25 protein-coding genes are annotated in these 22,755 nt (G+C 75.1%); 17 read left to right on the top strand and 8 right to left on the bottom strand.

Annotated features, from left to right (window positions below; all coding sequences use genetic code 11):
- A partial coding sequence (locus PKE99_RS14870) for a protein kinase family protein (RefSeq protein ID WP_498371911.1) occupies window positions 1-633 on the bottom strand: 633 nt, incomplete at its 3' end.
- Between the two features lie 212 nt (window positions 634-845).
- On the opposite strand from PKE99_RS14870, the gene PKE99_RS14865 reads away from it, so the two are divergent.
- From PKE99_RS14865 to PKE99_RS14850, 4 genes are all read left to right on the top strand, one after another.
- The gene (locus tag PKE99_RS14865; protein WP_197040375.1) at window positions 846-1,115 is read left to right on the top strand and encodes a hypothetical protein; all 270 of its coding nucleotides are present in this window, start codon (window positions 846-848) and stop codon (window positions 1,113-1,115) included.
- A 222-nt stretch (window positions 1,116-1,337) separates the two neighbouring features.
- Entirely contained in the window at window positions 1,338-1,778 is a 441-nt protein-coding gene (locus tag PKE99_RS14860; protein WP_051736474.1) for a MarR family winged helix-turn-helix transcriptional regulator, read from the top strand.
- Window positions 1,779-1,785: 7 nt separating this feature from the next.
- A complete protein-coding gene (locus PKE99_RS14855; protein WP_037038602.1) occupies window positions 1,786-2,271 on the top strand; it encodes a MarR family winged helix-turn-helix transcriptional regulator in 486 nt (161 codons plus the stop codon).
- A gap of 128 nt (window positions 2,272-2,399) precedes the next feature.
- Window positions 2,400-2,768 (top strand): hypothetical protein, encoded by a 369-nt coding sequence (locus PKE99_RS14850; protein WP_037038604.1) that lies wholly within the window; start codon window positions 2,400-2,402, stop codon window positions 2,766-2,768.
- 102 nt (window positions 2,769-2,870) lie between these two features.
- On the opposite strand, the gene fmdA is transcribed toward PKE99_RS14850, so the two are convergent.
- The 3 genes from fmdA to PKE99_RS14835 all read right to left on the bottom strand — a co-directional run bounded on the left by fmdA (window position 2,871) and on the right by PKE99_RS14835 (window position 5,187).
- Window positions 2,871-4,124, bottom strand: coding sequence for a formamidase (fmdA, locus tag PKE99_RS14845; RefSeq protein WP_037038606.1), 1,254 nt, complete (start codon window positions 4,122-4,124; stop codon window positions 2,871-2,873).
- Window positions 4,125-4,164: 40 nt separating this feature from the next.
- Window positions 4,165-4,818, bottom strand: a complete 654-nt coding sequence (locus PKE99_RS14840) for an AmiS/UreI family transporter (RefSeq protein WP_081923598.1) — start codon at window positions 4,816-4,818, stop codon at window positions 4,165-4,167.
- An 87-nt stretch (window positions 4,819-4,905) separates the two neighbouring features.
- The gene (locus tag PKE99_RS14835) at window positions 4,906-5,187 is read right to left on the bottom strand and encodes an FmdB family zinc ribbon protein (protein WP_037038608.1); all 282 of its coding nucleotides are present in this window, start codon (window positions 5,185-5,187) and stop codon (window positions 4,906-4,908) included.
- Window positions 5,188-5,410: 223 nt separating this feature from the next.
- On the opposite strand from PKE99_RS14835, the gene PKE99_RS14830 reads away from it, so the two are divergent.
- The 6 genes from PKE99_RS14830 (at window position 5,411) to PKE99_RS14805 (ending at window position 11,270) form a co-directional block, all read left to right on the top strand.
- Window positions 5,411-6,217 carry an enoyl-CoA hydratase-related protein gene (locus PKE99_RS14830; RefSeq protein WP_051736475.1) on the top strand — a complete coding sequence of 269 codons (807 nt, stop codon included), beginning with the start codon at window positions 5,411-5,413 and terminating at the stop codon, window positions 6,215-6,217.
- 60 nt (window positions 6,218-6,277) lie between these two features.
- Window positions 6,278-8,281, top strand: a complete 2,004-nt coding sequence (ligD, locus tag PKE99_RS14825; RefSeq protein ID WP_081923599.1) for a DNA ligase D — start codon at window positions 6,278-6,280, stop codon at window positions 8,279-8,281.
- A 116-nt stretch (window positions 8,282-8,397) separates the two neighbouring features.
- On the top strand, window positions 8,398-9,045 hold the full coding sequence (locus PKE99_RS14820) for a HemK2/MTQ2 family protein methyltransferase (RefSeq protein WP_037038609.1): 648 nt from the start codon (window positions 8,398-8,400) through the stop codon (window positions 9,043-9,045).
- Window positions 9,038-9,247, top strand: coding sequence for a CDGSH iron-sulfur domain-containing protein (locus PKE99_RS14815; protein WP_037038612.1), 210 nt, complete (start codon window positions 9,038-9,040; stop codon window positions 9,245-9,247). Before PKE99_RS14820 ends, PKE99_RS14815 begins: the two co-directional genes overlap by 8 nt.
- Window positions 9,244-10,260, top strand: a complete 1,017-nt coding sequence (locus tag PKE99_RS14810; RefSeq protein ID WP_231497980.1) for an iron-containing redox enzyme family protein — start codon at window positions 9,244-9,246, stop codon at window positions 10,258-10,260. The genes PKE99_RS14815 and PKE99_RS14810 overlap by 4 nt, the downstream gene beginning before the upstream one ends.
- Window positions 10,261-10,280: 20 nt before the next feature.
- Window positions 10,281-11,270 carry an L-histidine N(alpha)-methyltransferase gene (locus PKE99_RS14805; RefSeq protein ID WP_051736476.1) on the top strand — a complete coding sequence of 330 codons (990 nt, stop codon included), beginning with the start codon at window positions 10,281-10,283 and terminating at the stop codon, window positions 11,268-11,270.
- Here PKE99_RS14805 and PKE99_RS14800 read toward each other — a convergent pair.
- Entirely contained in the window at window positions 11,258-12,343 is a 1,086-nt protein-coding gene (locus PKE99_RS14800; protein WP_037038613.1) for a spore photoproduct lyase family protein, read from the bottom strand. The two genes, PKE99_RS14805 and PKE99_RS14800, sit on opposite strands and share 13 nt — an antisense overlap.
- A gap of 90 nt (window positions 12,344-12,433) precedes the next feature.
- Window positions 12,434-13,429: a hypothetical protein gene (locus PKE99_RS14795; RefSeq protein WP_037038615.1), complete on the bottom strand. Its 996-nt coding sequence runs from the start codon at window positions 13,427-13,429 to the stop codon at window positions 12,434-12,436.
- A 151-nt stretch (window positions 13,430-13,580) separates the two neighbouring features.
- Here PKE99_RS14795 and PKE99_RS14790 point away from each other — a divergent pair, with 151 nt between their 5' ends.
- Genes PKE99_RS14790 through msrA form a run of 4 tightly spaced genes read left to right on the top strand, consistent with a single transcriptional unit; the run spans window position 13,581 to window position 17,308 of the window.
- On the top strand, window positions 13,581-14,504 hold the full coding sequence (locus PKE99_RS14790; protein ID WP_037038617.1) for an NADP-dependent oxidoreductase: 924 nt from the start codon (window positions 13,581-13,583) through the stop codon (window positions 14,502-14,504).
- 20 nt (window positions 14,505-14,524) lie between these two features.
- Window positions 14,525-15,568, top strand: coding sequence for a class I SAM-dependent methyltransferase (locus PKE99_RS14785; RefSeq protein WP_051736477.1), 1,044 nt, complete (start codon window positions 14,525-14,527; stop codon window positions 15,566-15,568).
- Window positions 15,569-15,613: 45 nt separating this feature from the next.
- Entirely contained in the window at window positions 15,614-16,744 is a 1,131-nt protein-coding gene (locus PKE99_RS14780; protein WP_037038619.1) for a TIGR03617 family F420-dependent LLM class oxidoreductase, read from the top strand.
- A gap of 48 nt (window positions 16,745-16,792) precedes the next feature.
- Window positions 16,793-17,308: a peptide-methionine (S)-S-oxide reductase MsrA gene (msrA, locus tag PKE99_RS14775; RefSeq protein WP_037038621.1), complete on the top strand. Its 516-nt coding sequence runs from the start codon at window positions 16,793-16,795 to the stop codon at window positions 17,306-17,308.
- Between the two features lie 62 nt (window positions 17,309-17,370).
- On the opposite strand, the gene PKE99_RS14770 is transcribed toward msrA, so the two are convergent.
- Entirely contained in the window at window positions 17,371-19,221 is a 1,851-nt protein-coding gene (locus PKE99_RS14770; RefSeq protein ID WP_197040376.1) for a putative nucleotidyltransferase substrate binding domain-containing protein, read from the bottom strand.
- A 50-nt stretch (window positions 19,222-19,271) separates the two neighbouring features.
- Complete coding sequence (locus PKE99_RS14765) at window positions 19,272-20,270, bottom strand: beta-ketoacyl-ACP synthase III (RefSeq protein WP_037038625.1); 999 nt, start codon at window positions 20,268-20,270, stop codon at window positions 19,272-19,274.
- 264 nt (window positions 20,271-20,534) lie between these two features.
- Here PKE99_RS14765 and PKE99_RS14760 point away from each other — a divergent pair, with 264 nt between their 5' ends.
- The 3 genes from PKE99_RS14760 to PKE99_RS14750 are packed head-to-tail and all read left to right on the top strand — an operon-like array spanning window position 20,535 to window position 22,753.
- Window positions 20,535-21,041, top strand: coding sequence for an SRPBCC family protein (locus tag PKE99_RS14760; RefSeq protein WP_037038627.1), 507 nt, complete (start codon window positions 20,535-20,537; stop codon window positions 21,039-21,041).
- Entirely contained in the window at window positions 21,041-22,099 is a 1,059-nt protein-coding gene (locus tag PKE99_RS14755; RefSeq protein WP_037039164.1) for an LLM class flavin-dependent oxidoreductase, read from the top strand. The genes PKE99_RS14760 and PKE99_RS14755 overlap by 1 nt, the downstream gene beginning before the upstream one ends.
- A 51-nt stretch (window positions 22,100-22,150) precedes the next feature.
- The gene (locus PKE99_RS14750; RefSeq protein ID WP_037038628.1) at window positions 22,151-22,753 is read left to right on the top strand and encodes a DUF1326 domain-containing protein; all 603 of its coding nucleotides are present in this window, start codon (window positions 22,151-22,153) and stop codon (window positions 22,751-22,753) included.
- Window positions 22,754-22,755: the final 2 nt, after the last annotated feature.

Here is a 22,755-nt window from a genome sequence, read left to right as displayed (position 1 = left end):
GGCCGCCGCGTCGGCCAGCAGCGCCGCGACCCCCGCGGGCACCCCGGGCGCGGCCCGACCCCACGAGCGGCGCGGGAGGCAGCGCTGGAGCAGCCGGCCGAGCCGGGCGAGGTCCGCCGCGGCGCGGGCGTCGAAGGCGGCGGTGCCGTACGCCGCCTCGGGGGGTCGGTGGACGCGGCCGAGCAGGTGCGCCTCGCCGCCGCGGTCGAACCGCACCGCGTCCGGCTCCACGGCGCCGTGCGCCACGCCGTGGGCGTGCAGGTAGGCCAGGGCCTCGGCGGCCCGGGTGCCGGCGGCCAGGAGCGCGGGCACCGGCAGGGTGCGCCGGGTGGCGCGGTCGGCCAGCGACGGGCCGTCGACGAGCTGGGTGACGACGAAATGCCCGTCGCCGCAGCTCCCGACGTCGTACAGCGCGGCGAGGTTCGGGTGGTGCAGCCCGGCCACGACGGGCCCGGCGGGGGAGGGCTCCAGGAGCTCGACGACGACGGGGCGGCAGAGCACGTCGTCCCACGCGCGGTAGAGGCGCCGGCCCCGCCCGGAGCCCAGGCGGGCGTCGAGCCGGTACCGGTCCGGCAGTCCCGCCGGCCGCTCCGGTCCCCCCGCCTGCCGCACGACGTCACTGGTCGTGGCCACGCGCGTACCCCCCGTCGGCAGCCGGCCACCTGCGGACGCGCGCATGGTGGCCGTGCCGGTCGCGGTCCCCGGGCGCCTGCCGGCCCCTGCCGGCGGCGCCCCTGTCGGTTCCCGCGTACCCCCGATGTCCCCCGGACTACCCCGCCCCGTGCCGCGCACACCCTTCCGCACCCCCCGGCGCGGGGGCAGGGCCGAAAGTCACGGCCCCGGGCGTGACGGGACGTCCGACCCTGGTGGGGGTGCGCCGGGGCCGGGCACGATCACCCGGCTCGCCGGTCACCCAGGAGGTCCCGATGCCGTCCGCGCCGCACTCCGCGCCCGTCCCGGGCGGCTGGCCGAGGTCCGCCCACACGCACACGACCGGTTGCTACTGGGACGTCCAGGTGTGCTGCTGGCACTGCCCGCCCGCCACCGCCGAGCCCGTGCCGCCGCCGGCGGTCGACGCCGTCCCGCCGGCCGAGCCCGCCGTCGCCCCGGTCTGAGGGCCGGCACGGCGCGCGCGTCCACCGCAGGCCGTGCCGGTCGGTGCCGGTCGGTGCCGGTCCGTGCCGGTCCGTGCCGCCCGCGAGGACCGCGAGGAGGAGGCCGTGGGGCCGTCGGTGGAGGTCGTGGAGACAGGTGAGGTGCCCGACCGGCTCTCCGCGGTGCCCGACCGTCACGCAATTTTTGCTAGGAAACCTAGCGACCGGCTAGGGTGCCGCGCCATGAGCGCGGACAACGAGGTCGCCCGCGCCGTCCGCGACCTCGTGCTGGCCGGGGACCGGTACCGCGGGGCGGTCGGCCGGTCCGCGGGCCTGGGCGCCAGCGGGGTCGGCACCCTCGCGCTGCTCTTCCTCGAGGGTCCGGCCACCCCGGGTGCCATCGCGCGGCACCTCGGGATCACCACGGCGTCGGCCACCCAGCTGCTCGACCGGCTGGAGGCCGCGGGTCACGTCCGGCGTCGGCCCAACCCGGCGGACCGCCGCTCCTGCCTCGTCGAGCTCGAACCCGTCGGCCGGCGGTACGTGGCGGCGACCTACGACGACTTCGCCGAGCGCATCGGCCGGGCGGTGGCCGGGCGTTCCCACGCGGAGATGGCCGCCGTCGCAGGGTTCCTGCGTGCGGCCAGCAGCATCCTGGCGGGCCCGGGTGCCGTCGCGGGGTGAGGACGCCGTGCGGACGCTGGCGGAGCGGGTGCGCGAGCTCGTCGTCGCGACCGACGAGTACCGGCGCACCATGGCGCAGGCCGCCGGGGTCGGCATCCACGAGGCCACGACCCTGGGCGAGCTGCTGCACCGCGGCCCGCTGCCGCCGTCGGCCATCGCCCGCCGCCTCGGCATCGCCTCGGCCAGCGTGACCTCGCTGCTGGACCGCATGACGGTCGCCGGCTTCGTCGAGCGGCAGCCCAACCCCGTGGACCGGCGCAGCGTGCTCGTCGTGCTCACCCCCGGCGGCCGCTCGACGATCAGGGCGATGTTCGACCTGTTCACCGACGACGTCGAGCAGGCCGTCCGCACGGCGGAACCCCGGTACGTCGCCGAGTTCGGCCGGGCCCTGGGGCGGATGGCACCCGCGCTGCGGGCGCGTGCGGCCGACCGTGCCGCCCTCGAGGAGGAGCTCACCCGCCGCACCCGGCGCCCGGACGGGACCCGGCGTTAGCCGCAGGAACCGGACTTCTCGCGCACCGAACATCTCCGCCGGGAGTTGCGCCGTCCGGCGGTGGACCGCGCGCGGGGCGGGAGAGTGGGATCGGGCCACCCCAACGGCGAGTACCCCGGCGGTGACCCGTGCCCGATTACCGTCCCGACGACCCCGGTGGCGAGCTCCGCGCCCGCGCCGACGCACGGCCCTTCCCGCCCGGTCCCGTGGACCGGGCGGACGACCCCCTCGACCGGCCGAGCCGCCGGCGCGCCTCGATGCCGAACGACCAGCGCGTGCGGCTGCGCAGGGCCGCCCTGCTCGCCCCGGAGCGGTTCCCGGGCCCGGTCGGCGAGCTGCTCTCCCGCGAGCTGCTGATCTGGGAGGACTTCGGGCACCGCTTCGGCGCCCACACCCTGGTCTCGCGACTCGTCGAGGAGATCCTCGAGCCCACGGTCCGGCCCGCCGTGCCGAACACGGCGTCCGCCGCCGAGCCCAGCGACGGCACCGCGGCCTGAGCCGCGCACGGACCGGGGCCGCGCACCCCAGCCTGCGCGGCCCCGCCCCCACCCCGCCCGGGTCCGGCCCGGGCGGGGTGGGGACGCCCGGGCCGGTGCGGGTCAGGCGCGTGCCACCGGCACGCCGGCACCCGGGTCGACCTTGTGCGGCTCACCCTTGCCCGGGCGCACCTCGAAGTCGAAGATCTCCGTCGGCAGGTAGACCGTCGAGCACGAGTTCGGGATGTCGACGACGCCGGACAGCCGGCCCTCGATCGGCGCCGCACCCAGGATCATGTAGGCCTGGATGTCGGAGTAGCCGAACTTCTGCAGGTAGTCGATCGCGTGCAGGCAGGCCCGCTGGTAGGACAGGTGCGAGTCCAGGTAGCGCTGCTCGCCGCCGAGCGTCACCGAGGTGCCGGAGAACGCCAGCCACTCGCTGTACTGCGGGTCCGTGCGGCCCGGCATGAACAGCGCGTTCTCGGACACGCCGAAGGTGTCCATCCCGCCCTTGATCACGTCGACGCCCAGGTCCATGAACCCGCCCATCTCGATGGCGCCGCAGAAGGTGATCTCGCCGTCGCCCTGGGAGAAGTGCAGGTCGCCCATGGACAGGTTCGCGCCCTCCACGAACACCGGGTAGAAGATCCGCGAGCCCTTGGTCAGGTTCTTGATGTCCTGGTTGCCGCCGTTCTCGCGCGGCGGGGCGGTGCGGGCGGCCTCGCGGGCCACGCGGTCGAAGTCGTCGCCGCCGAGCGAGCCGAGGATCGCCGAGTCCGGGTTCGGCGGCAGGGCTAGCGGGGGTACGCGGTCCGGGTCGGTGTCGATCAGAGCCTGCTCACGGGCGTTCCACTTGCGGAGCAGGTCGTGCGACGGCGCCGTGCCCATCAGGCCGGGGTGCACGATCCCGACGAAGGACACCCCGGGGACGTGCCGGGAGGTGGCCACGCCGCCACGGAAGTCCCAGATCACCTTGTAGGCGTCGGGGAACTGCTCGGTGAGGAACCCGCCGCCGTTGCGGGTGGCGAACACGCCGGTGTAGCCCCAGCCCTGCCCGGCGAGCGGGCCGGAGTCCTCCTGCGGGATGGGCCCGACGTCGAGGATGTCGACGATCAGCAGGTCGCCGGGTTCCGCGCCCTCGACCGAGATCGGGCCGCTCAGTACGTGCACGCTCGGCAGCGGCGCGTTGAGGATGTCGTCGGCGGAGTCGTTGTTGTGGATCGCGCCGTCGAACCACTCCCGGCAGTCGACCCGGAAGGTGTCGCCCGGCTTGACCCGCACCAGCGCGGGGATGTCCGGGTGCCAGCGGTTGTGGCCGACGATCCGCTGCTCGGTGAACCTCTTCATCGAGTCCAGGGGGAAGACGACCTCGGGCATGGTGGTACCTCGATTCGTGTGCCGGCGGTACGGGTTCGGATCAGGGTGAGACGGCCGCGCCGCGGTCCTGCGGCGTGCGCTCCGTCGGTGGGGTGGTGTCCGCGCTCGGGCGGGTCAGGCGCGGGTACAGCAGGCCGAAGACCACGACGCCGAACACGGCGAGCCCGATGGCGGTCCACCCGGCCGAGTAGCCCCACCAGCCGTTGAGCAGCACGAACGCCGGGATCGCGCCCGTCACCCAGCCCTGGATGGCCGCGACCGCACCGGTGTAGCGGCCGATCCGGCCGGCCTCGCGGCCGAGCAGCGCGTAGAACAGCGCCCACAGGAAGGCCCAGTAGAGCCAGATGACGCCGAAGACGGGGTCGCCGGCCTTGACGAAGTTGAGGACCGAGTACCCGACGGCGCAGATCGCGACGAACAGGGAGAAGTAGCCGAGGCCGGTGCCGTCGAGCCCACCCCAGAGGTTGCACGCCACGTAGAGGTAGGTGAAGCCGAACAGGTACAGGCCGGAGGCGTTGAGCACGATCGTCGGGTCGCCGGCCGCCGTGAAGATCAGGTAGGTCGGGGTGACGACCTGGAGCAGGCCGACGAAGAGGTTCAGGGGTGCCGCGGACTTGGCCTCGACCCAGCCGAGCAGCATCGCGCCGTTCAGGAAGAGCACCGCTCCGACGTACAACAGGCCGACGCTGGCCATGGGATCTCCTCTCCGGGCAGGGCGGGCCGCCCCGCGTCCGGTCCGGTCGTCCCGGCCGGCCGTGGGGCGGCGTGCCCGCCGGGCGGGTCAGGGGCGTGGCAGGCGCCGCTGCGCCGGGGTCGGCGCGACCGTGCGGCCGCCGGGCCTGCCGGGTACCCGGCTGACCACCTCCGGCTCGGTGCGGCTGCGCTCCGCCCGGTCGATCGCCTCGACGGCCGCCCGCGGTGCGAGGGAGACCATCGGCGCGGTCCAGACCCGGCGCATCGGCAGGCCGCACACGGGGCACGGCGCCACGGCGGGCGCCAGGCCGAAGCCGCGGCGGACGTCGACCGTGCCGTGCTCCTCGCACCGGAACGAGTACGTGGTCACCAGGTGTCGCTCCTTCCCGCTCGACGGGGCGCCGAGAGTTCCAGGGCTCCCACCGGGCGCATCCGGGCGGAGGGCCCGGCACGGGCGGGTCGTTGGTCCCTGGGCCTCACGCCCGGACGCGGGGGCGCGTTCTCGTCCCGGCCCGGGGCGGCGACATAGGGTCGGGCGCGGGGGCCCGACCCGCAGGGGCGCCCGGAACGACGACGCGAACGAGGTGGTCCGAGTGCCCCGGTTCGAGGGGTCCGAGCACGTGCTCGTGTCCCGGCCCGAGCCCGGCGTGGCCGTGCTGGAGCTGGCCCGCGGCAAGGTCAACGCGATCGACCAGGCGTTCTACGCCGAGCTCGGCGAGGTGTTCGACGCCGTCTCCGGCGACGAGCAGATCCGCTGCGCGGTCCTGACGGGGCGCGGCCACGTCTTCTGCGCTGGCAACGACCTGCGGGACTTCGCGGCGATGGATGCCCGCCACGGCGAGGAGCACATGCGGACGGTGCGGCGCTGCTTCTCGGCGTTGCTGGAGTGCGCCGTCCCGGTCGTCGCCGCCGTGAACGGGCCGGCGCTGGGCAGCGGGCTCGGCCTGGTGGCGTCCTGCGATCTCGTGGTGGCCTCCGAGCGCGCCACCTTCGGCCTGCCCGAGATGGGCGTCGGCGTGCTGGGCGGCGGCCGCTTCACCGCGCGGATGCTCCCTCAGCAGGCGGTGCGGCGGCTGTTCTTCACCGCCGAACCGGTCGGCGCGGCCACCTTCCGGGACTGGGGCGCCCCGGCCGAGGTCGTCGCGCACGAGGAGCTGCTGCCCGCCGCGCTGCGGCTGGCAAGGTCTGTCGCGGCCAAGGATCGCCACGCCCTCACCCTGGCCAAGCAGTCGCTCAACGGCTGCGAGCCGCTCGACCTCGAACGCGGGTACCGGCTGGAGCAGACGTTCACCGTGCGGCTGTCCGCGCACGCGTCGTCGAAGGAGGCGGTGGCCGGGCGGATGGCGGAGCTGGGCGTGGCGGCGCCGAACACCGCGGATCCGGGCACCGCGGGGCCCTGACCTGCCACGACCGGGTGGTCCACGGTGGCCGCCCGGCCGGGGAGTGGGCAGGGTGGGGCCGTGGCCACCTCCCGCGCGCACGGCGACGACGAGCTACGCCCGATGCTGGCCACGGCAGGGCGGCCGCCCGTCGACCCGGGCTGGGCCGTGGAGTTCAAGTGGGACGGCGTGCGCGCCCTCGTGGTGGTCGAGGGCGGGAGCGTGCGGTTCGTCAGCCGCAACGGCAACGACGTCACCGGGGGCTACCCGGAGCTGGTCGCGGCGGTGCCGACCGACCGCGACCTCGTGCTCGACGGGGAGATCGTGGCCCTCGACGCCGCGGGCCGGCCGGACTTCGGGCTGCTCCAGCACCGCATGCACGTGCGGACCCCGCCCGCGACGCTGCTGGAGGCGGTCCCGGTGGAGCTGTACCTGTTCGACGTCCTGCGGATCGACGGCGGGTCGCTGCTCGGCGAGCCCTACGACGTCCGCCGCCGGCGGCTCGACGAGCTCGGGGTGGACGCATGGCGCCGGGTGTCCGTGCCGCCGTCGTTCACCGACGTCACGCCCGCGCAGGCGCTGGAGGTCGCCCGCGAGCACCGGCTGGAGGGGATCGTCGCCAAGCGCCGCACCTCGCGGTACGAGCCGGGGCGGCGCTCGGCGGCCTGGGTGAAGACGGCCCTGTTCCACGGCCAGGAGGTCGTGCTCGGCGGGTGGACCCCCGGCCGCGGCAACCGCGGCTCCACCCTCGGCTCGCTGCTGCTCGGCGCGCACGACGCCGACGGCCGGCTGCGCTACGTCGGCAACGTCGGCACCGGCTTCACCGAGACCGCCCTGCGGGCGCTGCTGGACCGGATGGCCCCGCTGCGCCGCACGGCCAGCCCGTTCGACGAGCCGGTGCCGCGCGACCAGGCCCGGGGCGTCACGTGGATCGAGCCCTGCCTGGTCGGGGAGGTCGAGTACCGCACCCTGACCCACGACGGCCGGCTGCGACATTCGGTGTGGCGGGGCCTGCGCCCGGACCGCGAGCCGGAGGAGGTGGTGCTGCCGGCCCTCTCCGCCGGAGTTGCACCGGCCCGCGCCGAGGAGCGCGCCGCGCCCCCGCCGCCCGACGACGAGCCGGGCGGCACCCTCACCCCCGACACCGTCACCCCCGAGGAGCTCGCCGCCCTGGACCTGCTGCGCCGCAAGGGCGTCTGGGAGGTCGGGGGCCGCGAGCTGGCGCTGACCAACCTGGACAAGGTGCTGTTCCCCGGGCGGCGGGAGGACCCGCTGACCAAGCGGGACGTGACCCGGCACTACGCCGCCGTCGCCCCGTACCTCGTGCCCTACCTGCGCGACCGGCCGGTGAACCTGCACCGCTACCCCGACGGCGTCGACCGGCCGGGGTTCTGGCAGAAGGAGGTCCCGTCGCACGCGCCGGAGTGGCTGCGGCGCTGGCGGAACCCGGAGGCCGACCCGGGGGAGACGCAGGTCTACGCGGTGGTCGACTCCGCCGCCGCGCTGGTCTGGATGGCCAACTTCGGCGCCCTGGAGCTGCACCCGTGGACCTCCGGGCTGCCCGAGTTCCACGAGCCGACCTGGGCGCTGATCGACATCGACCCGGGGACGAACAGCACGTTCGCCGACGTCCTCGTGCTGGCCCGGCTCTACCGCACGGCGCTCGACCACCTGGGCGTGCACGCCGCGCCGAAGGTCACCGGCAAGCGCGGCGTGCAGATCTGGGTGCCGGTCGAGCCGGGCTACACCTTCGCCGACACCCGGCGCTGGGTGGAGCGGCTGTCGAAGGCGGTCGGCCGCATGGTGCCCGAGCTCGTGACGTGGGAGTGGTACACCGACCGCCGCTCCGGGCTGATCCGCCTCGACTACACCCAGAACGCGATCAACAAGACGCTCGTCGCCCCGTTCAGCGCCCGCCCCGCGCCCGACGCGCCGGTGTCCGTGCCGATCGAGTGGGACGAGCTCGACGACGAGGACCTGCGCCCGGACCGGTGGACCGTGCGCACCCTGCCGGACCGCCTGGCCGCGCACGGCGATCCGCTCCGCCCGCTGATCGGCCTGCCGCAGTCCCTGCCGCCCCTGTAGGCCGGGCCGGGGAAGACGGGCATAGTCGACCGGCGTACGGGTAGCACCGCCTCGTCGCCCACCACGCTCACCCCTCCGCCCCCGGCGACGGGCCCGACGACAGGCAGGACCCCGACGTGATCCTCTTCTGCCCGCCCGGCGTCTACCGGGCCCAGTCCGACACCGAGCTCCTCTCCGGCAGCCTGTCCCGGCACGCCGCCGGCCGTGACGTCCTGGACCTCGGCACGGGCACCGGTGCCCTGGCCCTCGCGGCCTGGCGCGAGGGCGCGGCGTCGGTGACCGCGGTCGACCTCTCCCGGCGCTGCGTGGCGGCGACCCGGCTCAACTGCTTCCTGCACGGGGCACCCGTGCGCGTGCACCGCGGCGACCTCTTCGCGCCCCTCCACGGCCGCCGGTTCGGGATGATCGTGGCGAACCCGCCGTACGTGCCGTCGGAGAGCTCGGTGCTCCCGCGGCACACCCCCGGCCGCAGCTGGGACGCCGGACCGGACGGGCGCGCGGTGCTCGACCGGATCTGCGACGGCGCCGCCGACCACCTCGAGCCCGACGGCGTGCTGCTGATCGTGCACTCGCAGGTCTGCGGTCCCGAGGCGACCGTCGAGCGGCTGGAGCGCACCGGGCTGGCGGCCGAGGTCGTCGAGCGTGCGCGGATCCCGTTCGGGCCCGTGATGCGTTCCCGGGCGAGCATGCTGGAGAAGCAGGGGCTGATCGAGCCGGGCGACCGGTTGGAGGAGCTGGTGGTCGTGGAGGCGCGCCGTGGCTGATCCCGGGCCGACGCGCGTCCTGCTCACCGACGAGGGCCCGGCGCTGATCTCCGGGCCCGTCGAACTGGAGCTGCCCGACGGCACCCGCGTCCGCTCCGACCGGGCCGTCACGGCCGTCTGCCACTGCCGGCGCAGCAAGCGCTACCCGATCTGCGACGCCAGCCACCGCCGCAAGGTGCGGCAGGAAGGACCCGACGCGTGACCAGCACCCTCGCACCGAGCTTCCTGGACCAGGCGGGGTCGCCGGAGCTGCCCGCCCCCCGCGGCCCGCTCTCCGGGGCCGTGATCGGCGCCCTGCGCGGCGCCCCGCTCGGCCCCGTCGACCCGGGCGGCGCCGAGCCCTACGGCGACGACCTGCAGCTCGCCCTGCACTGCTGCTACGAGCTGCACTACCGGGGCTTCGCCGGGGTCGACGCCGAGCGCGAGTGGGACCCGGAGCTGCTCGGTGTCCGCCGCGAGCTGGAGCGGGTGTTCCTCGCCGCGCTGCGGGCGGACGTCGAGCCCGGGGACGACGTCACCGCCGAGGTGGATGCGCTCCTCGTCGAGCCGATCGGGCCGGGTGTGCGCGGGGTGTCGCACCACCTGCAGCGCGAGGGCACGCTCGAGCAGCTGCGCGAGTACGTGGCGCACCGCTCGATCTACCACCTCAAGGAGGCCGACCCGCAGGCCTGGGCGATCCCGCGGCTCAGCGGCGCGGCGAAGGCCGGGCTGGTCACCGTGGAGCACGACGAGTACGGCTCCGGACGGCCCGAGCGCATGCACGCGCTGCTCTTCGCCGAGATGATGACCGAGCTCGGGCTCTCCGACGCCTACTGCGCCTACGTCGAGCACGTGCCCGGCGAGACCCTCGCCGAGGTCAACCTGATGTCGCTGTGCGGCCTGCACCGCAGCCTGCGCGGCGCCTCGGTCGGCCAGTTCGCGATGGTGGAGCTGACCTCGTCACCCGGCTCGGAACGGCTGGTCCGCGGCATGCGGCGGCTGGACTGCGGGCCCGCCTCGATCCGGTTCTACGACGAGCACGTGGAGGCCGACGCGGTGCACGAGCAGGTCGTGCGGCGCAGCGTCCTGGCGCCGCTGCTGGCGGCGGAGCCGGAGCTGGCCGCGGACGTCGTGTTCGGGATCCGCGCGAGCCTGTTCCTCGGCGAGCGGATGGGGGAGCGGCTGCTGGGCTGCTGGGACCGCGGGGAGACCAGCCTCCGCATGCCGCTGGCGTAGGTCGCGCCCACCATGGGCGCATGGACACCGAGATCCTCCCGGTCGACGACTCGTTCTGGGACGACGGCGCGCTGCTGGCCGCGTGCCTGCGCGAGCCGGTGCCGCGGATCCCGCCGCACTTCGGGTACGACGCCCTGGGGTCGCAGCTGTTCGAGGCGATCACCGAGCTGCCCACGTACTACCTGACGCGGGTGGAGCGGACCCTGCTCGAGCGGTACGCCGGGGAGATCGCGGCCGCGCTGGACACGCCCCGGCTGGCCGAGCTGGGCAGCGGCAGCGGGAAGAAGACCCGGCTGCTGCTCGACGCCTGTCTGCGCCTGCGGCCGACGACGTACCTGCCGGTCGACGTCAGCCGGGAGATGCTGGAGCACAGCGCCGCGGAGCTCACCGCGGCGCTGCCCGGGCTGGTCGTGCGCGGGCTGTGGGGGCGGTACGAGGCGGGGCTCGCGCAGCTGCGCGCCGACGGCGAGCCGGTGGTCGTCGCGTTCCTGGGGAGCAACGTCGGCAACACGACACCCGCCGAGCGCGACGCCCTCTACGGCGAGATCGCCGCCGCGCTGCGGCCGGGCGACGGCCTGCTCGTCTCCGCGGACCTGGTGAAACCGCCCGGCGAGCTGGAGCGCTGCTACAACGACCCGCCGGGGCACGACGCCTTCCGCCGCTTCCGGCTCAACCACCTCAGCCACCTCAACCACCGCTTCGGGGCGGACTTCCGGCTGGAGCGCTACGAGCCGCGGGCCCACGCCGTCGGCCCGGTCGTCGAGGGGCACCTCGAGGTGCTGGCGGACCACACCGCCGCGCTCCCGGCGCTCGGGATGGAGCTGGACCTGCGCCGCGGCGGGTCGATCAACGTCGGCTTCTCGGCGAAGTTCGAGCCGGAGGGGATCGCCGCGGAGGTCGGCCGGCACGGCTTCACGCCGCAGACCGAGTGGGTCGACGACGAGCACGCGTACGGGATCTTCCTGTACCGCCTTGCCGGTGCCGGTGCCGGTGCCGGTCAGGTCCAGTAGAGCAGCCGCCCGGCCGGCAGCAGGTCCGTCAGCGCGGCCGTGAACCACGTGCGCATCTCGGCCATCTCCGCGGCCGGGTACACGTACTTCACCGCGCCGAACCGGCCGTGCTTGCGGGAGCGCCGCTCGGGGTCCATCTCCAGCTTGGTGCGCGGGTACCAGCCCTCGAGCACCTCCTTGGAGCCCGGCGTGAACCGGTGGGTGATGCACTCGACGGTGAGGTCGAGCCCCGGCACGCCGTCGAGCTCCGCGGCGGCGTCGGCGAGCAGCGCGGTGTACCGCTCGCGCCAGCCGTCCACCGGCATGATCGGCGCGATCGTCAGGCCGACCGGGTAGCCGGCCCGGGCCAGCGCGCCGAGCCCGGCGAGCCGCACGGCCACCGGGTCGGTCCCGCCCTCGAACCGGTCCGCGACGACGTCGGCGTTGACCGACGCGCGGATCCGGGTGCGCCCGTGGTGGGGCAGGTCGAGCAGCGGCTCCACCGCACCGAACTTGGTGGTCGCCCGCAGCTGCACCGGCCCGCCGAAGTCGTGCGTCCCGACGTGGGTGACCGCCGCGGCGAGGCTGCCCGTGACGTGCTCGATGCCCAGTGGGTCGGTGTAGCAGGAGGCCTCGAAGGTCGTGCCCTCGTGGCCGCGTGCCTCGGTGCCCGAGGTGACCGCGCCGGTGCCGACGTAGGCGTCCGTGCCGGCGAGGATCGTGTCGAGGTCGGCGTAGACGCGCGTGACCGGCGGGCCGCCGAGCGAGCCGGCCAGGTAGCAGTACTGGCAGTGCGCCGGGCAGCCGCGGGCCAGGTCGACGCGCCAGTCGGCGCTGGGCGGGATCGGCTGGAGCTTCCGGGCCGACGGCGGGCTGACGACCACGGCGAGCGTGGACTTGGCCCGCGCGTAGGTGGCGCGCTCGTCCGCGCCCCGCAGGCCGGTGAGGCGGTCGGAGCGGAGGAACTCGACGTCGTCGACGCCGGCGGCCTCGCAGCGGGCGAGGATCCCGGCGGTGTGCGGGAGCTCGGCGGCGGACCGGGTGACGACGACGTGCTTCGGCACCCAGAGCCGGGTGCGGCGGGGTGTGCTCATCTCACCTGTGAGAACACGCGAGGGGAGCCGCGCCGTCCCGTGGGGGACGAGACGTGCGCGACTCCCCGAGGTCAGAGGCCACGAGGGGGCCTACTCGACGCCCACGGTCTCCTTGGCCAGCGACGCGAAGTGCGTCTGCGCGGCGGAGACCACGCTCGAACGGTTCTTGTGCCGCTCCTCGTACCGGATCACGGCCTGGACGCCGTCCGCGGTACGGAGCTCCCGGATCGCGGCGACCGCGTCCGGCACCCCCTTGGCGTCGTAGTCCGGGATCGGCAGCTCGTCGGCGCGCAGCGCACCGGCGTCCCGGCGGACGGTGCGCACGGCGGACCCGGCGCGCGCACCGTCGGCCCGGGCGACGTCCTCGGCCCGCTCCAGCCCGGCGTCGACCGCGGTCCCGACGACCTCGCGGGTGTCGGTGGCGACCCGGCCGACCGTGTTGCCGACCGTGCTGCCGATCAGGCCGACCTTGTCGCCGACCCGGCCGAGCCGGGCGCGGACCTCGTCGCCGGCCCGGGCGACCCGGTGCGCGGCGCGGTTGACGCCGCGGAGAGTGATCCGGGTGGGCAGCTGGACGGCGCGGGTGACGCCCCCGGCCACGGCCTGCAACGGCGTCGGACGCAGGGCCGCGGGGCCGCCGAGGGCCTCCTCGGCCAGCACGGTCGTGAGCCAGTCCACGGTCGCGGTGTGCGCGGTGACCAGCTGCTCGGCCAGGCCGTGCAGGGCCGCCGGGCCCTCCTGCGCGGTCAGCGCGACCAGGTAGCGGGCCCGGTCGAGCAGCTGGTGCTCGAGCGCGAGGTCGCCCAGCAGGGCCTCGTCGAGCGGCTGGGCCTGCTCGACCGTGCTCTTGACCAGGTGGGCCGCGAAGCCGACGGCCGGGGCGACGACGTCGGGCACCTCGCCCAGGTCGCGCAGGGCTGCGGCGATGCGCTCGGCGCGGCGCTCGGCGTTGTCGCCGTTCTCCCGCAGCTCGCGGCGCACGGCGTCGGTGCGCGCCTGCGCCACCCGCGTGCGGGCGATCTGGACCTCGGTGCGGGTGAGCTGCTCGAGGGTGCGGAGCTGGCTGATGACGGCGGCGTTCGCCATGGATGACCTTCCTCGTGCGTCGGTGAGGGCGTGCGATTCGGGTTGCTGCTCAGGGGTTTGCACGTGATCGACGCCGTGACACCCGGGTCACGGGGAGGCCTGGCTCACTTTCCCGGGGTGCGATCATCGGTCGCGGCGGAAGGAGCACCGGATGCGGGCGTACGGCTTCACGGCGGTGGGCGGACCGGAGAACGAGGCGTTCCTCGAGGTGCCGGTCCCCGAACCGGGCCCCGGTGAGCTGCGCGTGCGGGTGCGCGCGGCCGGGGTGAACCCCGGCGACTGGCGGCTGCGGGAGGGCTCCTACGGGACGGTCGGTTCGGCGGTGCTCGGCCGCGAGGTGGCCGGGACCGTCGTGGCCCTCGGCCCGGGCGTCGACGCGTTCGCGGAGGGCGACGAGGTCTTCGGCGGCTGCCCCGGGATGGTCGGGGGCTGGGCCGAGGAGGCGCTGGTCACGGCCTCCTTCGCGGCGCACCGGCCGGAGGGCGTCCCGCCGGAGGTCGCGGCGGCGCTGCCGGTGGCGGCCGGCACCGCGTACGACGCGCTCGAGGACCTGAAGCTCACGCCGGGCTCGACGCTGCTGGTCAACGGCGCGGGCGGCGGTGTCGGCGTGCCCGTCGTCCAGCTCGCCCGGGCCCGCGGGATCCGCGTGGTCGGCACCGCGAGCCCGGCCAAGCGCGACCTGGTCGCCGGGCTCGGCGCCACACCGGTGGCCTACGGCGAGGGCGTGCTCGACCGGATCCGGGAGGCGGCGCCGCAGGGGATCGACGCCGTGTTCGACCTGGTCGGCGGCGAGGCCCTGCGCACCGTCGCCACGCTGCTCACGGACCGGACCATGCTCCTGTCGGTCGCCGACAAGCCGCTGGTCAAGGAGCTGGGCGGGCGGGACGTGGAGCGCGACCGCAGCACCGCGGTGCTCACCGCGCTGGTCCGGCTGGTCGAGGAGGGCGCGCTCGACCCGCACGTCACGCGGGTGCTGCCGCTCGACGAGGCGGGGGCCGCGCTCGCCGAGGTGGAGGCGGGGCACGCGCAGGGCAAGGTGGTCCTCGTGATGCCGACCGCGGTCCCGCCCGCCTAGCGTCCGGGCGGGAGGCGCGCATGGAGGGGACACCGTCCGAGCGGCTGGCGGACATGCTGGCCGGCCACGTCGTGGTCACGATGCTCGCGCTCGGACATCGGCTGGGCCTGCTCGAGGCGGTGGCCGTGGGTCCGGCGTCGGCGGCGGAGATCGCCGCGCGGGCCGGGGCCGACGCGCGGTACGTCCGCGAGTGGCTGGGCGCTCTCGTCGGCGCCGGCTTCGTCGAGGTCGACGCGACCGGCGGGACCTACCGCTTCGCCGAGGACGCCGCGGGCGTACTCAGCGGGCCGACGGCCGCGAACCTCGCTCCGGTCGCCGACATGCTCGTGCGGCTGACCGGGATGGCGCCCGAGGTCGCGGCGCGGTTCGGCGACGGCACGGGCATCCCGCCGCAGGTCTACGCCGAGCGGGCCGGTGAGGCGCTCGGCGGTTCCCGCCGCTGGCTGTACGAGGAACGGTTCGTCGCGGGCTTCCTCGGCCCGGTCCCGGGGCTCGCCGACCGGCTGCGCGCCGGGGCCCGCGTGCTCGACGTCGGGTGCGGCTCCGGGCAGGTCGCCCGGCTGGTGGCCGACGCGTTCCCGGCCAGCACGGTGACGGGCGTCGACGTCGTCCCCGAGGCGGTCGCGGCGGCCGAGGCCGGGCGCGGCGATCGGTCGAACCTCCGTTACGAGGTGGCCGACGCGGCCGCGCTGCCGGGCCAGGCCGGGTCCGTCGACGTCGTCCTGGCCGTGGACGTGGTGCACGACCTCGCCGATCCCGGGGCCGCGCTGCGCGGGATCCGGCGGCTGCTCGCGCCGGACGGGCTGTTCGTGATGGTCGACATCTCCTACACCGGCCACCTGCCCGACCTGGCCGGCGACTCCGGCGCGACCTCGGCCTTCGGCATCAGCGTGCTGCACTGCCTGCCCGTCTCCCTCTCCGGCGGCGGGGCCGGGCTCGGCGCGATGTGGGGCCACGAGCGCGCGGAGGCTCTCCTGGCCGAGGCGGGTTTCGCGATGGCGGCGCGCCTGCCCTCCCCGCGCCCGCAGAACGCGATCTACGTGGCGCGGCCGGTAGATGCCTAAGCTGCGACGGGCAGGTCCCGACGACGAGATCCCGGGGGTGCGCGCATGCGCCTGGAGACCCTGCTGCCGCTGGGGAAGGTCGATCCCGGCCTGCGCACGCCCGACACCCCGCTCGACATCTGGTCGGTCGGGGAGAACGCGGCGCTGCTGGAGGAGATCGGGTACGGCGGGCTCGTCGTCGAGGAGACCAAGGACGACCCGTTCGCCGTCCTGACGCTCGCGGCACAGGCCACCACCCGGCTGCGGCTCGGCACCGCGGTCGCGATCGCCTTCCCGCGCAGCCCCACGATCACCGCCCTGCACGCGTGGACGCTGCAGAAACTCTCCCGCGGCCGGTTCACCCTCGGGCTGGGCTCCCAGGTCCGCGGGCACATCACCCGCCGCTACGGCATGCCGTGGTCGCCGCCCGGGCCCTGGATGCGGGAGTACGTGCGGGCCGTGCGCGCGGTGTGGCACACCTGGCAGACCGGCGAGCCGCTGGACTACCACGGCGAGCACTACGACCTCACGCTCATGGTCCCGCTGTTCGACGCCGGCCCGATCGAGCACCCGGAGATCCCGGTCCACGTGGCCGCGGTCAACCCGTACATGTGCTCGGTGGCCGGGGAGGTCGCCGACGGCGTGCGCCCGCACCCGGTGTGCACGCCGTCCTACATCGCCGAGGTCATGCTGCCGGCGGTGCAGCGCGGCGCCGCCCGCTCTGGCCGGTCGCTCGCGGACTTCCGGGTCTGCATGAAGCCGCTGGTCGCCTCGGCCCGCACCGCCGAGGAGCTGGAGGTGAAGGTCCGCGACGCCCGCGCCCGCATCGCCTTCTACGCCTCCACGCCCGGCTACCGCGCGGCCTTCGAGCACCTCGGGCTCGGCGACCTGGCCAGCGAGGCCGCGGTGCTGTCCAAGGCGAAGCGGTGGGAGGTACTGCCCGGCCTGATCGACGACGACGTCCTGGACCGCTTCGCCGTGATCGGCACCTACGACGAGATCGGCGACCGGCTGCTGGACCGCTTCGCCGGCGTGGTCACGGACGTCGAGTTCTCGATCGCCGTGCGCGACGACGAGGACCGCGCGACCCTGGCCGGGCTGGCCCGCACGATCCAGGCGCACGACGACGCCGGGGCACGCCGGGCGATCACCGGTGGCGCCGGGGTACGGGACTATCGACGGACGCCGATCCGTTGACGAGCGTGGGACTGCACAGCGCGGGAACAGCACGAGAAGGGAGCAGTGATGAGCCGCTACGAGAAGGCGATCCTGGCAGGGGGCTGCTTCTGGGGCATGCAGGACCTCATCCGCAAGCGGCCGGGCGTGGTGTCCACGCGCGTCGGCTACACGGGTGGGGACGTCCCGAACGCGACCTACCGCAACCACGGCACGCACGCCGAGGGCATCGAGATCGAGTTCGACCCGGAGCGGACCAGCTACCGCGAGCTGCTGGAGTTCTTCTTCCAGATCCACGACCCGACCACGAAGAACCGGCAGGGCAACGACGTCGGCATGTCGTACCGCTCGGCGATCTACTACCTCGACGACGAGCAGAAGCGCGTCGCCGAGGACACCATCGCCGACGTCGACGCCTCCGGGCTCTGGCCGGGGAAGGTCGTGACCGAGGTCGAGCCGGCGGGTGACTTCTGGGAGGCCGAGCCCGAGCACCAGGACTACCTGGAGCGCATCCCGTGGGGCTACACCTGCCACTTCCCGCGGCCGGACTGGGTGCTGCCGAAGCGGGCCGAGTCGACGGCCTGATCCACAGCTGAGCGAACGGCGCTCTCGTTCACCAAGAGTGAGCGGGAGCGCCGTTCGTGCGATCACGCGTGGTCGGGGCGGCCCCACTCCTGCGGCGAGGTGTACTGCAACAGGTTGTAGAGCCGCTTCTGCACCGTGGCGATCTCCCGCACCGACTGCGCGACCAGGCTGCGGTCGAGCGGGGTGAGGCGGCGCATCCACACGACGTCGGACAGCGGCTCGCCGCGGTCGAACTGCGCGAGCTGCTGGCGCAGCCGCACCCGCTGGAGCACCTCGAACACCTCGATCAGCGTGCTGCCCTGATCGCGGGGCAGCAGCATCGAGCCCGCCGCCGCGGCGAGCCGGGCCCGCGTCGACAGCTCGGGGGACCGCACGCTCAGCGCCGCCCACCGGGCCATCTCGACGACCGGGCGCAGAGCGTGCGCCTTGAGGTCGAACGTGCCGCCGCGCCCGGCGAGCACGTCGCGCACCGAGCGCAGGTGTGCGCGGTGCGACAGCGACTCCCGGACCAGCAGCTTCATCGTGGCCGGGTGGTCGCGCACGCCGGCGAACACCTCGGTCACCACGGGCCGGGCGGGGTCGCCCTGGATGGGGCGGCCGTCGAGCAGCAGGGACGCCATGAGCATCCCCTGGTCGTCCAGGGGCGAGACCAGCCACTGCTCGGCGGCCGCGCGCCACTGGGACCGCGTGCGCGCGAAGGCGGGCGACGCCGGGGTGGCGCCGTGCGCGTCGACCCGCAGGCCCGCCCGGCGCAGCACGTCGGCGACCTCGGCGAACGCGCCCCGGTAGGCGGCCGCCCGGCGCGCGTCGACGGACTCGGCGAACACCACCGCGGAGTCGATGTCCGAGCCGAGGGTGGGTTCGCGGCGGGCGTTGCTGCCCAGCAGCATCCAGGTGACCTCGGCCTCGTCGAGGTCCGGGCGCCCGGCGAGGACCAGGGTGAGGACCCGCCGCATCACGGCGTCGACCACGGTGGAATACACCGCCGTGGTCTCCGAGGCCTCCCGCCGCTGCCGGACGAGGTCGCCGAGCAGGAGCGGGAGGCGGCGGGCGAGGCTCACCACGTCGTCGAGCCCCTCGGCCCGCACCACCTGCTCGCGCAGCACCACCCCGGCCGCCGAGGGTGAGGCGAGGAAGTCCTGCGGGTCCACCGCCCCGCGCAGCCGGCCGTCCGCGTCGACGACCAGCAGCAGGTCGAGCCGGTGCTCGGTGAGCTCCTGCAGCACGTCGGCGGTGGGGGTGCCGGTCCGCACGGTCCGGGCCACCGGGGTCATGACCTCGGTGACCGGCGTGTCCCCGGGCCGCCCCTCGGCCACGACCCGCGCGCGCAGCACGGCGTCGGTGACCAGCCCGAACCGGCCGTCGCCGACCGGCACGGCGACGTAGCCCGCCCTCCGCTCGGTCATCAGCCGCGCCGCCTCGGCCACCGTGGTCCCCGGCGTGCCGAGCACGGGCTCGGACACGACCAGCTCGTCGACGGTCCGGAAGCGGGGCGCCGGGCCGGTGCGACTGCGGGCCTCGAAGAGGTCGTGGGCGAGCAGCCGGACGCCGGCGGGGGAGGAGAACGCCGAGGCCACGGCCTTGCGCGGGATCCGCACCAACCGCACCGGGCCGAGCGCCACCGCCCGCGGCCCGACGGCGGCGCCGGTCAGGACGGACGTCTGCCCGAAGACCCCGCCGCGGCCGACCGTCTCGTCGGCCGGCCGGTCGCAGGCGTCGTCGACGGTCCACATCTCGACCTGGCCGGAGAGCACGACGTGGACCGCCTCGCCGGCCTGCGCGAACGCGTCGAGGATCTGCGCGCCCGGCGGATGGTCGACGACCTCGGCCGCCCCGGCGACCCGCCGCAGCTCGGGCTCCGGCAGCGAGCCGAACGGCGCGGTCCGCCCCAGGAAGCCCGCGAGATCGTCCACAGGCGCCATGGTGGCAGGCGCCGGCCAGGGACCGGTCGATACGGGCGGCGTCAGCCCAGGTCGGGCCAGGTGAGCGTGGCCGCGCCCCAGGTCGCCCCGCCGCCGAACGCGGTGAGCACGACCTTGTCGCCGGGGCGCAGGATCCCGCGGTCGTGCGCGTCGGACAGGGCGACCGGGATCGACGCGGCGGCGGTGTTCCCGACGCGGTCGAGGTTGGCGACGACCCGGTCCGCGGGCACGCCGAGCCGGTGGGCCACGGCGTCGAGGATCCGGCGGTTGGCCTGGTGGCCCACGAACCGGTCGACCTCGTCGACGGCCCAGCCGGTGCGGTCGAGGATCTCCCGGGTGGAGCCGGTCATGCGGTCGACGGCCTGGCGGTAGACCGCCTGGCCCTGCATGGTGAACCAGCGCTCGTCGGAGCCGGGCTCGCGGGAGCCGCCGCCGGGCGTGATGATCAGGTCCTCCTGCCCGCCGTCGCTGCCCAGGACGATGTCGTGCACCGTGGGGGCGTGCCCCGTGCGGGCGCCGCCGGCCCGCAGCACCGCGGCCCCGGCGCCGTCGCCGAAGAGGAAGGCGGTGCGGCGGTCGGCGGGGTCGACGATGGTCGAGAACGTGTCGGCGGCGACCAGCAGCACGGAGTCCGCGGCGCCGGCGGTGATCATCGCGCTCGCCGTGGACAGCCCGTAGAGGAACCCGGAGCACACGGCGTTGACGTCGAAGGCCGGGACCGTGCCCAGGCCCAGCCGGTGCGCGACGAGCGGCGCGGTGGCCGGGCAGGTCCGGTCCGGGGTGGTGGTCGCGAGCACGACGAGGTCGACCTCGCCGGTGCCGCCGGTGTGCAGGTCGGCCTTGAGCGCGCGGGCGCCGGCCTCGGCGGCCAGGTCGGAGGTCGCGGTGCCGGGGTCGACGTGGTGGCGGGTGGCGATCCCGCTGCGGCTCCGGATCCACTCGTCGGACGTGTCGAGCGTCCTGGCGAGGTCGTCGTTGGTGACGACCCGGGCGGGCAACGCGTGCCCGAGTCCGGTGAGGCGCGGAGCGCGGTCCTGCATTTCGTGGCACCCGGTTCCGAGTCGGCGACGGCATACCGGGTCGAGTGTCGTGCCTCGCCCCGCATGCCCACAACCGGGCTGTGACCTGCGAATCTTCGAAGCAGCGCTCTACTCGTCGGTAGGGCGATCACGCGCGGAGGATCGGCGCTGCGGGTTCTGGACCGACCGGCGGTGCGGGGCAGGACGACACTTGGGTTTTCGTGCGCAACTCTCCGTGCGACACTCTCCGGGACGACTTCCCCGAGGACGAGGAGTGCCGCGCCGATGGAGTGGACCGGAGCCCGCTACGCCGACCAGCCGACCGTCGAGGTCGAGACCTGGGTCGACGCGCCGCCGGAGCGGGTGTGGCCCGCGGTGGTCGACGTCGAGGCGATGCCCGGGCAGAGCCCCGAGGTCCAGCGCGTGGAGTGGCTCGAGGGCGGCACCCCGGCGGTGGGGGCGCGGTTCCGGGGCCACAGCGCGCACGACGCGCTGGGGGAGTGGTCCACCGTCTCGCACGTGGTCGAGTGCGAGGAGCCGCGGGTGTTCGCGTGGGCCGTCGAGGACCCCGAGAACCCCACCGCGACCTGGCGTTTCACCCTCGAGCCCGCCGACGGCGGCACCCGGCTGCGGCAGTGGGTGCGGATGGGCCCGGCGCGGTCGGGGCTGAGCCTGGCGATCGACCGGATGCCGGACAAGGAGCAGAAGATCGTCTTCGTCCGGCTGCGGGAGTTCGAGGCGAACATGACCGGCACCGTCGAGGCGATCAAGAAGCGCGTCGAGGGCGCGTGATGCGCACCGCCACCACGGTCGAGGGCTCGGGCGGCGACTTCCGGCGGACCGTCGAGTTCGTCGTCGAGGCCGAGAAGCTGGGCATGGACGCGGTGTTCGTCGCCGAGGCGTGGGGGTCGGACGCCCCGTCCGTCCTCGGCTACCTGGCGGCACGCACGGACCGGATCACCCTCGGCTCCGGCATCGTGCAGGTCGGCACGCGCACGCCGGTCGCGATCGCGCAGGCGGCGCTCACGCTGGCGGACATGTCCGAGGGCCGGTTCGTCCTGGGCCTCGGCCCGTCCGGCCCGCAGGTCCTGGAGGGCCTGCACGGCGTCCCCTTCGCCCGCCCGCTCACCCGGACCCGGGAGACGATCGCCGTCATCCGGCAGGCCTTCGCGGGGGAGAAGATCGCCTTCGACGGCGGGACCGTGCACATCCCGCTGCCCGGCGGCGAGGGCCGGCCGATGCGGCTGTCCACCGCGCCGAACCCGGACATCCCGATCTACCTCGCCACCCTGTCCCCGCGGATGCTGCGGCTCACCGGCGAGACGGCCGACGGCTGGCTCGGCACGAGCTTCGTCCCCGAGGGCGCCGCGGCCTACTTCGGCCCGCTCGACGAGGGCCTGGCCGCGGCCGGCCGCACCCGCGCCGACCTCGACGTCTGCCAGGGCGCCGAGGTGGCCTTCGCCGCCGACGAGGACGAGCTGCGCGGGATGGTCGCCGAGCGGAAGCAGGGCCTGGCGTTCAGCCTCGGCGGGATGGGCTCGGCGAGCACCAACTTCTACAACGAGGCCTACAGCCGGCAGGGCTGGGCGGAGGCCGCCGCCGAGGTCTGCGAGCGGTGGCAGGCCGGCGACCGCGCCGGGGCGGCCGGGTTGATCACGGACGAGATGGTGCTGGGCACCACGCTCATCGGCACCGAGGAGAGGGTCCGCGCCCGGCTGCGGGTCTGGCGGGACGCGGGCGTGGACACCGTGCGGCTCTACCCGGCCGGCGACACGCTCGAGGCGCGGCTGACGACGCTGGGGCGGGCCCTCGATCTCGTCCGGCAGATCGGCAGGTCGGACGACCGTTGACCGGCCGTTCGCCGCAGCGGACAATCGTCGCCCTCGCGGAGGGAGCCGACGATGGCGTGGAACCTCAGGGGACGATTCGTCGAGACGTGTTCGTGCGAGCTGATGTGCCCGTGCAACCTGACGCTCGACCACGGCGCCACCTACGACTTCTGCCGGGCGACCCTGGCCTTCGACATCGTCGACGGCGAGATCGACGGCACGGACGTCCGGGGCCGCCGGGTGGTCGCCATCATCGACACCCCGAAGGTGATGACGGACGGCAACTGGCGCCTCGGGATGTTCGTCGACGACGAGGCCACCGACGAGCAGTTCGACAAGTTGGTGAAGGTGTTCGGCGGGCAGCTCGGGGGCCCGATGGCCGCGCTGGCCCCCCTCGTGGGCGAGGTCGTCGGGATCGAGCGGGCGGCGATCGAGCTCGACCACGACGGGCTCCGGCACCGCGTGCGCGTCCCCGACCGGATCGACTTCGAGGTCGAGGACATCGTGCCGTTCGGCGCCGAGGACGGGCGGCCGGTGCGCTTCGACGGCATGTTCCACCCGGTCGGCTCGAACCTGACCATGGCGGAGGCGCGGCGCTCGCGGATCGACGCCTTCGGCATCCGGTACGAGGGCAAGACCGGGTTGTCCACGTCCGACTTCTCCTGGGCCGCCTGACC

The organism is Pseudonocardia halophobica (genome assembly GCF_027922425.1).
Classification (GTDB): Bacteria; Actinomycetota; Actinomycetes; order Mycobacteriales; family Pseudonocardiaceae; genus Pseudonocardia; species Pseudonocardia halophobica.
This window is presented reverse-complemented; position numbering and strand designations above follow the sequence as displayed.

Bases quoted from the DNA above. Each gene is read 5' to 3' on its own strand.
- fmdA (WP_037038606.1), bottom strand. From the start codon at position 4,124: ATGCCCGAGGTCGTCTTCCCCCTGGACTCGATGAAGAGGTTCACCGAG.
- PKE99_RS14760 (WP_037038627.1), top strand. From the start codon at position 20,535: ATGGAGTGGACCGGAGCCCGCTACGCCGACCAGCCGACCGTCGAGGTC.
- PKE99_RS14750 (WP_037038628.1), top strand. From the start codon at position 22,151: ATGGCGTGGAACCTCAGGGGACGATTCGTCGAGACGTGTTCGTGCGAG.
- PKE99_RS14860 (WP_051736474.1), top strand. From the start codon at position 1,338: ATGAGCGCGGACAACGAGGTCGCCCGCGCCGTCCGCGACCTCGTGCTG.
- PKE99_RS14800 (WP_037038613.1), bottom strand. From the start codon at position 12,343: ATGAGCACACCCCGCCGCACCCGGCTCTGGGTGCCGAAGCACGTCGTC.
- PKE99_RS14795 (WP_037038615.1), bottom strand. From the start codon at position 13,429: ATGGCGAACGCCGCCGTCATCAGCCAGCTCCGCACCCTCGAGCAGCTC.
- PKE99_RS14840 (WP_081923598.1), bottom strand. From the start codon at position 4,818: ATGGCCAGCGTCGGCCTGTTGTACGTCGGAGCGGTGCTCTTCCTGAAC.
- PKE99_RS14755 (WP_037039164.1), top strand. From the start codon at position 21,041: ATGCGCACCGCCACCACGGTCGAGGGCTCGGGCGGCGACTTCCGGCGG.
- PKE99_RS14765 (WP_037038625.1), bottom strand. From the start codon at position 20,270: ATGCAGGACCGCGCTCCGCGCCTCACCGGACTCGGGCACGCGTTGCCC.
- PKE99_RS14790 (WP_037038617.1), top strand. From the start codon at position 13,581: ATGCGGGCGTACGGCTTCACGGCGGTGGGCGGACCGGAGAACGAGGCG.
- PKE99_RS14780 (WP_037038619.1), top strand. From the start codon at position 15,614: ATGCGCCTGGAGACCCTGCTGCCGCTGGGGAAGGTCGATCCCGGCCTG.
- PKE99_RS14805 (WP_051736476.1), top strand. From the start codon at position 10,281: ATGGACACCGAGATCCTCCCGGTCGACGACTCGTTCTGGGACGACGGC.
- msrA (WP_037038621.1), top strand. From the start codon at position 16,793: ATGAGCCGCTACGAGAAGGCGATCCTGGCAGGGGGCTGCTTCTGGGGC.
- PKE99_RS14785 (WP_051736477.1), top strand. From the start codon at position 14,525: ATGGAGGGGACACCGTCCGAGCGGCTGGCGGACATGCTGGCCGGCCAC.